1 pseudogene is annotated in these 15,826 nt (G+C 65.9%); it reads left to right on the top strand.

From position 1 onward, the window contains the following. Window positions 1-15,826 (top strand): annotated as a pseudogene (locus ACFYOH_RS43190) (hypothetical protein); the annotation flags it as partial.

Genomic DNA, 15,826 nt, shown 5'->3' on the forward strand with positions numbered 1-15,826 from the left:
TTCGACGAAGCACGCCAGGCACTGGCCGAACAGACAGCGGAACACCGCGCTGACCTGCGCCGCCGTGCGAACACGATCGTGAACGACGACGGCCACGTGCCGCCGGCCGACCGGGGCGCCGGACTCCTTGCGCCACACTCCGGTGCGCCCGAGCTGATGTCGGACACCCTCGACGGTGCCCGCGTGCTCAGGTCGCCTTCGCAGTCGACCGCACCCACACCGGCGACACTCGACGCCTCCTCGTCGGGCGCGGCGCCCCTGGCGGACATCCCGAGTACTGCCGGCGAGTCTACCGACGACGTGGTGATCGCCTCGGCAGAGGTGTATCCGCCGCGCAACAAGGGCGCCGCGGACTTTGCCACCCTTTTCACGCTGCGCGAACCCGAACCGGCCCACCCGGGCACCACGTCGCAGGAAGTACCGACGCTGTTCACGGGCAGGAGGTCGCTCTTCGACCCCCGTCTGCTCGACCCTGCGACCTCGTTGGGCCCCGTGCCGCCCCGTTGGAGTCGGGACGACCTGCTCTCCGCCGCGTTTCTGGTCTTCGACTCGATGGCCACAGGGGACACCGGCGCGGAATCCTCGGCCGAGACCGTCCCGGGCGAGAGGGCGGACGGCCATCTGGTCGGCCGGGGCACGTTCAAGGACATCGAGGTGGAGGTAACCGTCGAGGGCGGTCGTATCACCGGCGTCCGAGCCACGCAGCTTCCCCCGAATCCAGCCACAGCCGTCGCGACGGCGCCCGCCCCTGCCGGTGTCCTCGGACTCCATGCGCCTTCGCCAGTACCGGGCCCCCTTGACGGGGCCGGGACGGCGGAGCCTCACGGTGCCCAGGCGGAGGACGGCGACGGCGTCCCGGAGCGGGTTGCAGCGGTGCCTGCCCACGACGACGGCGATGCGCCGGTGACGGCGAGCAACGGCGTGCGGGTTGTGTCTGCTGACGCTGGTGGGGTGCTGCCTGAGAAGTATTATTGGCTGCGCTTGATTAACCCGTATCGGGAACCGGGTGGCGCCCCGGACAGCGTGGCGGTGGCCAGAGCTGTTGATACGTCGCTGGCGGCTCCCGACGGTTCGGTGTATCAGGCGGATCTGGATCAGGACGGTTGGTCGCCCGAGGGCGCCGTTTCGGGTCTGTGGGGCTCTCTGCGAGACTACCGGAACCTGGATCCGTATCCGGTGGACGGGCCGGCAGCCGTTGTCGAGGCGATGTCCCAAGCTCCTCTGGGTGCACAAGGCATGGTGGTGATCGCAAGTGGCGAAGGCGAGATCACCCATGTGATCAACGTGGCGCACGATGAATACGGCGTCATCCTGTTGGACGGGCAGACGGGTGCCCTCGCCCCGATGCCGACGGTCGCTGTGTCCTTCCTGCCTACCACGGAAGGCATTCCCGGATTTCCGCTCGTCTCTGCTGTCGATTCCGACGGAGGCGAGAGCGGCGCGGTACAGCCGACGGCGCAGCGGTGGACGTACCAGGAATTCCTGGAGCGGATGCGGCCGCTGCGCGAGTATGCGGACAACGCCGAAGACCGCACCGTTCGGGATATCGAGCTGGCCATCATCAGCGCGCCGGGGGCGGATTCACCTCTCGGCTACGTGCGGGGCAGCCACGGCCATGCGGCTCTTGCTGTGCGGCTGCCCGGGAGCCTGCACCCTGTGGTCCTGGGCTTCTACCCCCAAGACGACGCGGGACTGCCCCTGTACGTCCCTGGCGAAATTCGCGAGGAACCTCGCTCTTGGGTTACCGCCCCGGTGGCCCGCATCACGGGAGTGTACCGCATCAATGCGGACCAGTTGCGGAACGCCAATCTCTACGCAGATCAGAACTTTAACGCGCGGTATGCCCTGCTGGGTTACAACTGCGTGACGTTCGTTCGTGAGTTCGCGGTCGTCGCGGCAGGGCGCGACCCCGGCGCGGGCATGGTCATCAACAGGCCCGATGGTCTCATCGCGGCGATGGCGAAGAATGCCGACTGGCGATGGGCCGACAACGAGACGCCCGTCACCGGGCTGACGGATCAGGACAGGATTCGGGCCGAGGAGGCCTCCGCGTCGCTGTCGGAGCTCGATAAGGACGAATCCCATGTAGTGAGGACCTGGGCGCGGTACCAGGTCGCCTTCGACCATCAGCGACCGCTGCTGACGATCAAGGAATGGCACAGCGAATCGCCCACCGAGGCGCACAGTGGGCGGCTGCAGCTTCTGGCCGACTTCACGGAGTTGATCGCGCACGAGATGTACCTCCATGGTGAAGACGCCGCGCGTGCCATGTCCCAACGACTGGGGACGGACTACGGCACACTCCGCCAACGGCCGGCAGATGCATTGCAGCGACTCGAGGACTGGCGCAAGGCATCTGACCTGCCCGGCAAGCCGCCGTCGTCGGAACTGAGAAAGATCAATACAGCCGTCGCCCGACTCGTCGGACACGAGGACGACCCCCGCCTGCTGTCGCACGCGCTGGACGTGGTTCGTGCCTGGCAGACAGTCAAGGCCGGGAAGAGCGCACGCTGGGCCGCCGTCGAGCAGTTGCGGGTCTATCTCGAAGACGCACTGAAGCAGCGCACCTCAGAGCGTGTAGCGCCATCGGCGTCGGCTGCCGGTTCGTCCGGGGCGGCCGGTGAGGGCGATGACAGGACACCGGGTTCTGCTGGGGTCCGCAGATTCGGGGAGAAATCGAAGTCTACGTCACGCGACATCGATGCCAGGCTCACCGGCGTACCTTCCAAGTTCGACCAGGACAACGTACTTCGCGGTCCTGCTGGCAGCTTCCCCACAGACATCACGGCCTTCCCGGTCCGTGTGCCTCGTCCAGGGCATGCTGACCTCACATCCGACGGTCACCGGAGTGAGGCGGGCACTGAAAAGTCCGTTCCGTCCTCGGTGCACCAGGTCCCCGACGCCGATGCTGTCTGGCGCAGTGTGATGGGATCGAATCCCCAGACGGCCCCTGTGAGGAGCATCGAATCGGTGCTCGCCGGTATGGGCCCTGTCCCGCCTTTGGAGAAGGCGCTCGGCAAACACGCCGAGCGGCCGACCGCGCTAGCGGGTTCAACGAAGTCTTCATCAGGTGCTTCGGACAGTGCTGACGGGCCGACAGCGCTCCGCACCGGTGAGGATGAGTCGGCATCGGTCGGGTACAACCGTCCCACCCCGAAGCCCAGCTCAACCTTGGCGGAACCTGCGCCCACGTCCGTGACGTCCCGCCGCAATGAGGAGAAGGGCGCACGTCGGGAAAGGTCCACACTGGGTGCACCCGGCTCCTGGGCCGAGTCGCGGGCCCGTGCCAAACCCGTGGCGGTCGATGCCGAGCGGATCACGCCGATCGACCCTGGTCGCCTTCCAGCCACTGCGGACCGCATCCGGCTGGACGCCCGCCGTTTCCAGGACGTCTCCGGTGAGTGGATCAGTGATGCGAGCATACGGATCCATCTGGAGCCTCAGCCGGGCGTGACCCCCGAGCAGACCGATTTCCTGGCGGAGCGGCTCACCGAGACAGCCAGCAGGATCAATGGGCATCTTCCCGAACTGCCAGATGGCAGCGTGTTCCACCTGGACGTGGAATTCTCCCCAAGTCCCGATGAGGCGCACCTCGTTCTGCGGGTATATGGAGAGGGCGGTGGCGCGACATCTGCGGCCGACGTGCATGTGGCCGGCGCCCAAAACCAGTTGGTCCGGGTGCTTCGGGACGCCCTGGGGCTGGCAGACAACGCCCACGTGCCCGGTGCCTTCCTCGCCGGCCAGGCCCCTGAGCCCGCAACCTACTCTCCGGACCATGTCAGCGGCGCAATCGCGGATGCAACGGTACTGAGCGCCCGTGACCTGGCCGACATCGCGGCGGTCTTCCGCTCGGGTCAGAAGATAGAGAACTACAGGCATCCTTCGGCGGGACGAGATCCCTCAACGGACGCCGTCCGGGCCGGAAACGAGCCCACTTCGACCTCGGCCAACCCTGACACGGGTGATCTGTCGCCGGGGCCAGCCCCACGGGACTATCCCTGGTACCTGGACCATGGAGCGCTCGGCGACTCCGAGATCTGGAATGTGCCGGAATGGAAACCGAGCCGAGCCGAGATGTGGGCGCAGGCTGTCGCTTCGCATATTGCGGACGATGCGATACGCGAAGCCGTGGTGCCTGCGGTACGGACCATGCTCGCATCCTCGGATCGCGAGGAGTGGAAGAAGTTCCTGTCCAAGGGCTTTACGTTGGTTGCGGGGAAGCACCTGGTCTGGGTGCGGCCGGAGATAGCAGGCGTTCGGCCGCCCAGTGGGAGGTTGACCGACGAGAGGCGGTACGAAGGTGACCGCCAGGTGCGGGTCCCCGCCCAGGTCACGAGCGTCAGCGGGTCACGCACGACCACTTCCACGCTGTCGTCCTGGATCCTGGACGCGGTGAATCTGGCACTGAAGAGCGTGAGGACCGCGCCGGTCACCGTGCAGATTGGTCAATCCGCCGCGACCACGAAGGGTGCGAGTGCCCAGCGGACGGTCAAGGCCACGCACATCACCGTGGCCGAATGGGGCGCCTATTCGGGGGGCACTGCCGAGACCAGGTTCCGTGTGTTCGTGGACGGCAAGGACGTGGACGACGGGAAACAGGACGGCAGGGTGGGCGACGTGGTGGTCCTGCGCGACCTCGACGTCGCCTTCCCACCTGCGCTCGCGGCGAAGTTCGTGGAAGTGCACGAGCCGAAAAGCAAGGGGGAACAGAGCCCGCACGAGGATGCGCAGCGGCCGGTGGGTACGCCGCTGTACATCGGTGCCATCGACGTCGTCGCGCTGATCACCGGCCTCCATGCGGCACTCCTGGCCGGCGGGTTGCCCGCCAGCGCTGTTCGCGACGTGATGCTGCAACTCGAGCCGTGGCTGGGCGAGACGGATTTGCGGAAGCGTGCCGACTGGCTATTCAGCTCCGGCATCGTCACCCCAGCGATCACAGTCGATCTGCCGTGGGGCAAGTCCTTCCGTGCTTCCTTCACTATCCGGGCGGGTATCGAAAGCCTGCAGTTCCTCGGATACACCCAACCTGGCGTCACGCGGGGCTTCAATGGTATCGCGACCAACCGCAGCCGCGCGGTGGACGGAACTGCACGCGCCGACCTGACCGTCGCCACCCTGATGACCGGTCTATCCGACGGCCAATCCTCCGCGACTGGACTGGGTCGGGGGCCCGATGTCCGCATCACGGGCTACGGCACACGCAGTGCCGGCCACTCGGTCTCCTCGAGCACGACTCGCCACACCGAGTTCAAGTTCAAGACTCCCCAGATCACATACGCGTCCGGGGTCGCGGTGACGGTGTCGGTCACCTCGGCCAAGCACGAGATCCCCGATGTGCACGGCACAGTTCAGGCAGAGCTGGGAACGATGTGGCGTGGTCGCCCGCAAGCCGCCGATTTCGAGCGGCGGGTGCTGGGTGCCGTGCATACCGCGGAGTTCCAGCCTCCAGAGGTTCCGGCGGCGACGGATGTCCCACCCGAGCCGGGTCCGGTGGTGGAGACGCAGCCGCACGTGCAGGCATTGCTGCGAGAGTCGGGTGCTCGGCTGACACGGAACTTCGTGCGGCCCAGGGAACTGGACGAGGCACTGCCGGCCCCGCATCCGCGGGAGCCGCTTGCACTCGCTTCCCGCAGAGGCGCAGATTTCACGGCAACACTCGGTCTGCCGGGCGCCGAGCTGATCCAGAATCATTTCTTGGCAGCGCTCAAGGAAGATGTCGCGCGGCGCGGTGGGAAGTCGAAGGTGACGGCCGAGGACTGGGTAACCGTGGAACGGGACCTGTCCTCTTATTTCGGTCGGCCCGCCTTGGAACGACTTCTTGGTCGACTCTTCGCCGGTGTCCGTCAAACGATCTGGGTGGGTAATCAGCCTTATCGTCTGTCGGTCCGGGGGCATCTGCGAGAGCGACTGCCCGATGACGAGAGCGCCGAGATGGACGTGGAGTCGCTCATCGGTGCAGGCGGTGGTGTATCCGGGTACCGGGGCACACGGTGGGGCGCTCACGCTGTGTTCGGCTTCGGCGCGACCATCGGCTGGCCGAAGAAGTTCAACCTTCAGATCGGTAGTTTCGGCCTGTTCGCCGAGTACAGCAAGGGCAGGCAGACTTCGTTCGAAGTCGGAAACAAGTCGAGCCGACGTATCAAGCCTCAGACTGGCGTTGACGTGCACAAGTACAACATTGTGTACGAGCTCAAGCTCACCCCGCTGAAGGCGTACCGCGACAGAAAGGAAGTGCTGCGGAAACCGGCTCGTGAACCCGGAGCTCGGACTGAGACCTGGTGGGTGCACCGGTCGGGTGACCTGGTGGCGCAGATTCTAGTTCCGCACGCTTTCGTGCCCACTGAACCTGTTACCCGAGCAGACGCCGACAGGGTCGGCACCGTGAACTGGCCAGCACGCGGAGTAAAGCTCGACTTCGCGCGCGGCGGCACCGCGGGTGTCGCCCCCGCCTTCATTCACATGCCGGAACTGGCGAAGCTGGGCGCACAATTGTACGCACAGCTGAACGGCCTGGACAAAGACAGCAAGTACACGGGCTGGATAAAGGACGAGCTGTGGCCTGATGAGATCCACGACCTGGCCAATCCGGACGTCCTTGACACGGCCTTCAACGACATGGTCGGACGGTTTGGTCATGAGGACTCTCTGCCGGACAGAAAGGGATTCAAACAGGGTATACGGCTGCGGTTGACGGCATACGCGACGTCGGAGCCGGCTAAGATGGCGCTTCCCGTGAACATCGTGGACACCAAGGACTCCGGCGATTCACAGGGTCTGCTGAAGGGAGTGGGGACGGAGCATGGTGTCTTCGGCATCCTAGGAGGTCAGCCCAGTGTCCTCGGCCCGCAGCCGGGCCAGACGTCTCTGGACCACCACACCATTCAGGGACCCCTGTCCTCCGTAGGCACAGGTCACCTGTCTGGACACATTCGCGGTTGGATGTCCGAGGGCGGCATTGAGAACCACCGTGAAACCTTCGAACATGTCGCGAAGAACAAGGCCATCTATAAAGGGTCTCCGTATTCGCTGACTGCTGTCCCAGTTTTCGAGCTCACCATGATCAGGTGGAAGGGAAGCAAGAGAGAAGAGGTCACCGGCTACCTCAGCGTCGCCGATGGTCTGCAACTGCTCATTCCGCCCCGGATCATGGAAGATCTGTGGACCATCCCGACCGACGGTCAGGCTGCATCCGGGTCACCTGAGTTGCCGACGATACCCAAGGTCGGCGAAGAAGCTGTGCAGCTCCTTGACCGGTTCGAGGAAGAAGAAGTTTCGCAAGCGACAGCCGACATCGCCGGGAAGGACAGAACAGAACCGGGGCGTGCATCGGTCACGGAGCCCACGGGTGATGACGACACCCCACAGGGCGAGGATGCCTCCGAAGAAGCCTCTGCGGAAGGACCGACGACGCCGGCCCGCGTGGAGCGCGACTATCTGACGTCCGACATCGCGGGTGGCATCGGGCGAGCGGAGCGAGTGAGCGCGGACGACGTCATGGATGTGATCACCGCGCGCCTCCAGGCCCATGGCGTACTGCCCGACGGGCCACTCAACGACAACCCGTTGCCCAATCCGCTGAACCGGGCACTGCACGGTCTCTTCTCCTCCCGTGCGTTGGAGAACGCATGGCCATTGCTTGCAGGTACGGGTATTTGGGCCTGGTTGCCTGTGCCCGGCTTCATGGGAGCCATTAGCTACATCTGGGTGCGGGTGCGCGTCGAAGACCTGGTGCCCGCGCATAAACACCGGCTACGTCCTGATGTCAAGCTCAACGTGGCAACGTCAGCCACGTCGAGAGTGATCGTCGACGACGGCGAGTTGTGGTCGGCAGGCGCGGACGTCCGGATCAGAACCGGGGCGTTCCACCCCAGTGGCAGGGACGGAATAGAGCTAAGCCTCGGGTACCGCTCCACCAGCAGCCGTACCAAGACACAGTCCCGCCAACAGTCCCACATGTATGATGCGGATCCGCAGGAGTCAGCGGAGGAGTTCACGCACCGTGCAGTCTTCAGCGTCGAGGTGGGCGGAACCACCGAGCTGCCGCGGATCATGGATTTGCCGATCACGTGGGTCCATCAGGGGCTGCTGGGGATAGCCGGACTCGAACTCTTCGATGCGCGCGAGACCGTCGCCAGGATGCTGAACGAGCACCGCAGTTGGACATGGTTCGAAGGCGACGGCCGGGCGGATGGCGACGTGCGGATCCTTGTGTCGTCGGACCTGGTCGGGCCCGTCGGCCCGCAACCGGGTGTGCCGCTGCACCGTGTATACGGCGAGGAGCCGAAATGGGTCGAGCCGTCGGATGTGATTCCCGAGACACTTCCGGAAGAACTCTTGCATCGGCTAAACCCGTTGGGCTTCCCGGCCGCAGCGGCCCTTGAACGCTGGGCGGCCCTGGCAGCTTCGCCCGCCTCGCACAAGCCCGAGCTCCAGACCGCGGACGCCTGGAAGGTCCAGGGCAACGACTTCACCACCACGTCAGGCCCGCAGTATGCCCACTTCACCGGCACAGGGATGACAAAAGCCAATGTCATCAGGTTGTTGACCCACACCTACGAGGTGCCAGTGGACGGTCGGCTGGTCCGAGTGGGCATCCATCTCGACAGTGCCACGGTGATCGGGCCCCCGGGTGGTGTGGCTTTCGATGCGGCTCGCTACACCAAGGAGGAGTCAGAGACGACCTACTCCGGATCTGACTCCAGCGGCTGGCAATTCAATGCCGGTCCGCTGACCACGGCCGCCGCAGGGGACAACTCAGTCTTCGCCAATATGCTGGGAGGCTGGCGCGTCGCCCAGGGCAACGGCGGCTCGTATCGGGACACCGACAACGACGAGAACGCCAGGACAGGGAGGGTGAAGCGAGCCTTCCGCTACTACCAGTTCGACCTGACACTGGTTTTGCACGGGCCGCGGCGCACGCTCGAGGTGAAGGCTCCGACCGGACTGTTCGGCATGCTGCCCCTCGACCGCGTGGGAGGGCAGCTGCTGGGCGGGCTGGAGACGAAGTTGCCGAGGCTGTTCACGAACCTGTCACCGGTGTCTGCGGGCGAGGAGAAGGGCGACGCAGGGACCGGCACTGCGACGGTCCCCGATGCGTCTGAAGCAAGGCTCGCGGCTGAGGGCACAGCCCTGCCGGACCAAAGCGCTGCCCTGATCGCCTCGGAAGGCGAGAGGGCGGTGGCCTCGGGTGAAGGTTCGCCGGTCTCATCGGTGTCGGAAAGCATTCTGGACACGCTGACGGGTCGGAATGCACAGGGCGTCACGGGACCAGCCACTCCTCCGGCCGTCGCGAGCGCTTCCGGGTCCCAAGTTCTGGGCGTGACGCCAGCACCGGAACCACGTCAAGCGACGGCCCTGGACGATTTGTCCGAGGCGCTTGCACACCTCAGGAACGTCCACTCGGACGTCTTGCGGCATGCGGACGGTGCCGGCGGTCACCGCCAGGCCTTCGGCTTTCCGGCGGACCGGCTGAAAGAGGCGATCGATTGGGTGGAGGCGGCCGAACGCCAGGTCAAGGACCTCCTCGATGTCGACTTGGCCGCCACCAACCGCGAGTTGTACCTCCAGAATCCCGCGGTGGGCGGCTCAGGGAACAGTGACAGCGCCCGAGAACTACTTCGTCATCTGCGAAGCAGGGAATCCTCGGCCACGGCTAGTGGTGACCGCGTTGGGCACGTCGATGTGGCGGATGCCTCCGACAGCCCACAGGGTGTCGTGGAAAGCGGCCGGACGGCCCCATCTGGTCGTGCTCCGGTAGGCGGCGCAGGACTGTTCCGCCGTTCCCCTGTCGTGGATCTACCGGGTTGGAGGGTTGCCGCGGAGGAGTTCGAAAGGGAACTGGCGCGCCACGCATATCAGGACGACGAGGCTCGGGCAGCCGTTAGTGACAGCCTGAGGCGTCTGGTCGAGGTGCTCCGGGACCATTCGGGTCTGGATGAGGACACAGTGCTTCGTTCCTTCGTTCGGGACGACGAGACATACGCTGGTCAGGTCGGCACCGCGTTGAGCTCGGACGAGATCAGGCAGATGATCACGTCGGGTTCGACGCGCGAAATGTACACGGCGTTCTTCAATGCGGCTTTTGAGAATGCCGAGGCGGAGGTCACCCTCAAAACGGTACTCAATGACGTCCTGACTCGCGCGGACTGGGAGCGTGCCAGGTCGCTGGGGCTGAACGGCGAAGCGCTCCATGACCTTCACGTCGTGATGCATGGCACCCGCGGTCGCGTCTCGCGCGCGCTGTTGAGGACGGTAGCCCCAGATTATGCTCGGCTCTTTGGGGCCGATGACGCCTTCTCCTTGGGAAATATAGTGTTCCGGGGTGATGGCTGGCTCAAGGATAGTGCGGAGCTACTTGCCAGCCGGGCATCACGGATCAAGGTCGGCGAAGAAGAGCGAATCCGGATGAGGCGCACACCCGGTTACTATGAAGATGCCGGCGCCGGGCTCAGTTCTCGCGAGATCGAATTCCTTCGTCGCAAACAGGATCTATTGATACCCGTCGGTATCTCAACGGAAGAAGTACCGCTCAACACTCTGGCGTTCGACAGTGATGGCTTCCCCATTCTTCACGAGGTCTGGAAGCAGCCCGGCGTGATCGATGTCAAGGTGGAAGGTAAGGCGCTGCGGCAGCGGTTCACAGTCACCAATGTTGTCAAGGTCCTGAAACAAACACAGAAACTTGGCGATCTGGGTTCAGACCATCCTCTTATGTGGGAGGAAGGTCGGCTGAGGTTCACAGTCAGCCATTCCTCGTGGGCCGAGGACCTGGCGTCGCGAGGAATTCTCACACTCACCGGTATCTCGGGCACGACCGCTCTCTTGCTCAGTGCTTTCCGATGGCTGAAGGTCCCCGGTGTGGCGGAATCGCATTTCCTGAAGGGCCTCATCGGCTGGATGGGTGTGCACGGAGACCATTCGCTGTATGAGATTCTTCGTGGCGCGGAAATGGCTGGTTACACTGGAGTTGACGGCGGGCGCGTTGATCTGACCGACGGACCGTCGATGTACCGGACCCTCGGTCGCCTCGGCAGGGGGTTTGAGCGTTCCAGGCTGATCACTGCCCCTGACGGGCTACCAGGTGGCGATCTGCCGGACGAAACGGTATATCTCGATCGGGTGAGCCAAGGTCAGAGTAGGCGGTTTATTCCCGGTTTCCGCCAACATTACGATGATATTGTTGAGGAGATGAAAGCGCTGCAGAATGGTCGCGGTGGGCTGCTTGAGCAATGGCTCGCCGGGAATGGTCTAAACCTTCAGGGTCTCCTCGGTCGCGTCAGCGAGGCTCGCATGTTCGCACTCTACGTGTACACAGGGGTGCATCACAGACCGATCAGCCAGCTGATGGCCGCGACCAGATGGTCGAACGCAACACCATTTGCGCCGGATATGGCACATGCGACCACGCGACACATGGCACGCGAAGTCATCGCGAATCTCATGGTTGCCGAATCTCCGGATCTGCCAGAATACCTCGACGATGTTGAATTGAAGAAAGGATACAAAACGTACCTGTTGGAGTGTTTGAAAATCCGGGAAGCAAAATTGGGTGGTCTCAAACCAGATGCTGATCCGGATAAAATCCGCACTGAATTTCGGGATCGGCTATACCGGCGCCTCGATCAGATTTTGCCGGATCTTATGGTCGAGTGGCGGCTGCATGCGGAGATGGTGACGGCGGCCTTGCGGGCGCTGCCCGGTGTCAAGGACGTGACGGTGTGGCGGGGGAGCTGGGCTGTGGGTGGGGACAGTCTGGTCAGTTCGTTCCTCCGGGCTGTGCCTGTGGGTTACAACGCGCCGGTGATCACCGTCGATGACTTCACCAGCGCCTCACGCAGCCGACTTGTTGCGCATCGATTCATGAGGGCTCAGCAGCCGACGGCGATGAGCCACCCGGTGGTACTCGAGCTTCGTCTGTCGGGTGCGTTCGGCCGGGACATCTCGTACCTCTCCCGTAGTCGGGAAGAGGAGGAAGTGATGTTCCTGCCGGGGGCTCAGTTCCGGGTAACTGGGCGTTCCTGGGTTGTGGAGGAGGGCCGGCGGTTTGAGTTGATCGTGGCGGAGGAGGTGAGTTCGGAGGAGGCGGCGTCCCGTGGTGTGTCTGGTGCGGCGGGTGTCGCGTTGCCGATGAACGCCGCCCCGGGACAGGCGCCCGCCGTACCGACGGCGGACGCCCTCGCCGCAGAAGAGGCACCGGCCCTCCCGGACGACGACTCACGTCAGTTGTCCGTAGAAGAGCAGGTTCTGGCCGTACTGACGGGTGACACCCCGCACGACGCCCTCACGCCGGAGCCCTCGCGCGCCGTGCCGATCGAGTCGCCGTCGTTGCGGGCACGCGTGGCGGCCCCCGCCGACCCGATGGTCCACTCGGAACACGGCGCCGACGGCATCGCGGACGAGGCGGCGGCCGATTCGCCGGTGTCTCGGTCTGTGTCGGCCGAGTTCGGAGGGTTGCCGGGCGGCCCGGAGGGGCGGGCTCCTGGCGGGCGGAGCCCGTACCCGCCGTTGCCGAGTCCGGCGTCCCTTGGGGCGTCGTCGGCCGCGTTTGAGACGATGCCGCTGCCAGGCGGTGGGTCGGAACTGGTGGGTTCCGGGGCCGGGACGGGGCCCTTGGACGTTGGGGTCGGCACAGGAGCGTCGGGTGGCGAGGAAGTGGTGGCGCGGGCGGAGGTGTCTGCGCCGCCCAGGCCCGAGGAGGATCCTGGGAGATGGATTCCCTGGGCTGGTGCCGGTCCGGGGCTGAGACACCGTGGTTTCGAGGCGCTGCGGGTTCGGCTCGAGAACTGGCGCTACGAGAGCCGTGCCGTGGTCCGGGTGTTCTTCGACGGGCAGCAGGCCCCGGACGGCGGGACGCCGACCGAGCCGGAGATGCGCGAGGTTGCCCGGCAGGCGCAGTTGGGGGTCGACGAGCACTACAACACGGGTCTGCGGTTGCCGAACGGCGACCGGCTGCGAGTGGTGGTCCAGAGAGTCGACCGGAGGGCCGACGCCCACCACGTGATCAATCTCCACACTGACTTTGGCCGGCCGGATGCCGCCAACTGGTCCGTGACGATGCACCGTAGTGTGATGGCACACGAGATCGGTCACTTGCTCGGGCTTCCCGACGAGTACCGGGAGGCGCGGTGGGACAAGCGGCCGGTGCACGGTGACGACGCCCTGATGGCCGGGCACCTGGTGGACCGCCGTGGCCGTGCGGTGGTAGATGTCGATTGGCTGGTGAGCGGCGGGACTTTTGGCACGAAGGTGATTCCGGCGCGGCATCTGCGCATGCTCGGTGCTGTCTTCGACCAGGCGTGGGGGACCACGGGGCTGCGTGTGGTCGATGGGACGGTGTTCGCGACGGAGGACGCCGTGACGCCGAGAGGGGACGGACTGCCTGCCCGGGCGCATTTCTCGGTGGAGGTCCGCCAGGCGGTACTGCACGGCGACGTACGGACAGGGCGCGTGGGTGTTCTTTCCCCGCGAGGTCTGTCTTCGCGTCCGCGGCCGGTGCGGGAGGGGGAGGCGGCGAACCCGAACGGTACGTTCCGTGCGTTGCTGCCCGCTGCCGGCGGGCCGGTGTCGGGACTGCGCTCGGACACGGGGGGGCATGCGCGTGCGGGTGACATCGCGGTGCCGGCGGTGCGGCAGCCGTCCACGCAGATGATGTTCCCCGCCCATTGGGCAGAGGACGACGCGGTCTACGCCGCCGAGCAGGCCTACCTTGACGCGCTGGGAGACGGGCGGATCGTTGCGGTTCCTGGCAGGCCCGGCGCGTTCACCTTCGAGGGTGTGTACGGAGGAGTCCGGATCGAGGGCAACCTCAAGGACGGTGATTTCACCGGTTTCCGGCCCTCGGACGACCAGTCCGGTCTGCTCCCGCCGGCGTACATGCCTGCGCCGGGGGAGACAGAGGCCAAGGGGCCTGCCTTCGGCCTGAGAGTGGAGGACATCGCCGCCTACGGCGACCGCCGGACCCGTACCGGCGGCTACAACCCGCCGCCGCTGACGTCGGAACTGAGGTCATACGGACCGATCGTCGTGCCCGGTGCGCAGTTCGACAACGGCACGTACCGGGCGCACATCTACTTCCTGGATCCGAACATCCGCCCGGGCGACCTCAAGGTCGCGCTGTGGAGCCGTTGGCGGCTGCACGCGGACGGCTGGGGCACGGTCCTGTTCCCCAAGGACTGGTCGCGCGACATGGTGCAGGACGCCGTCGAGATGGCTCATGCCTGGGCGTTGGCGAATGCGCCGCAGCGCATCAAGCCGATGGGCGAGGGCAGGTATTTCTGGGTAGGCATAGGGAACGGGGTGCGGATCGAGGGTCTGGTCCGGGACGGTCAGCACGTCGCCTATCGGCCCGCGGCCGTCCAGCCGCACCTGCGCTGGCCCGACGAGTCACCGGTGGGTATCACAGCTCCCCGCTCCCTGGGACAGCCTCACTTGCATGCGCAGCAGGTGCTGTTCGCGAACGGACAGCGCGGCATCCTGATCACCGCTGACGTGCGTATGACACCGAGGCGAGGCGTTCGTGCCAACCCGGTGGCGCTCCTGCTGGACCGGTTGAAGACGAAAATCGCCCGCACGTACCACAGCTTGGACTGGCGCGGTGGGACGGTGGTCGGGTTCAGCGTGGTCCACACCGAACAGCCCGAAGCCGCGGCGCTGGAGATCCCGGTCGGTCGGAGCCAGCGGTCCGACAGGGAACTTCCCAAGTTGCTGACGAAGATCTTCGGCGTGGGGCCCGACTGGCGGAGAATCAGAGCGCTGGCGCGGGCCGTGCTCGACCAGGAGCCGATGCCGACGTTCGAGCCGCCCTTCGGCGTTGATACGCCGGACGCACGGGCCGCGATCGAGGAAGCGACGCGCGCCGGCGATCTGCTGGCGGGTCCGATCACGCTGAGAGAACCCGACCCGGCGGATCCTGGCACCACCACCGAGACGGTGCCCACCGTGCTGTCCTCCGTGGCGGGGAAGGTCTTCGCTCCCGGTGTCGAACCCGTCATCCATCCGGAGGGCACCGTCCTTCCGCGATGGTGGCGCCGGGATGATGTCCTCGCCGCCGCCTACACCATCTACTCGCTCAAGGCGGCGGGGAGCATCGATCCGGCGGATTCCCGTTTCAAGATCCTCCAGGAGGAGGCGGACGGCTCCGCGGTCGTCGAGGGCACGTTCGAGGACGTCGTGGTGACCGCCACCATCGACGGAGGTCAGATCACCGCTGTCCGTGCGACGCCCGCATCCGATCCCGGGCCCCTGGCCGATGGCGACGTGACCATGGCCGACTCGCCGTACAACTCTCCCGCGGCGATGAACGAACCCGCTGCCGCAGCGGCCCGCACCGACGATCCGGTCCATACCGACGACACGACCACCCCGGTGGACGGTGCGCACGACGGCGCCCTCGGAGCGCAGCAGTCTGCTCCGGAATCCCTACTGGCACCCCCGGCCCTCGACGCCCTGTGGGCGGCTGTGGAACGCGGGCCAGAAGCGGAGAGGGGCACGCGCCCCGCCCCCGGTACGCCGCTCTCGACCGAGACGCAGGCGCACCAGGCCGCGGATTCCCGCGGCGGGCGTCCGGGAAGCGAAGACGTCCAGGTCTGGATGGCGTCCCCCGAGGACGCCATGCGGAAGGGGCTGCAGGACACCCTCGCGTCCGCCCGCGCCCAGTCGCCCCGAGACCCCGAGAGGGAGATCACCGCCCTGGCGGGCGACCGGCCCCGGCTGGGCCCCGGCGCGCACGTCGCGGTCAGCGGAACCGTCGAGGACGACCGGCGGTTCGGGCCGCTGGTCGGCCCGAAGGCGGTGAAGCCGACCGAGCGCGACGCCGGGCACCTGTGGC

This window comes from Streptomyces sp. NPDC007856 (assembly GCF_042868225.1).
In the GTDB taxonomy this organism is placed as follows: domain Bacteria; phylum Actinomycetota; class Actinomycetes; order Streptomycetales; family Streptomycetaceae; genus Streptomyces.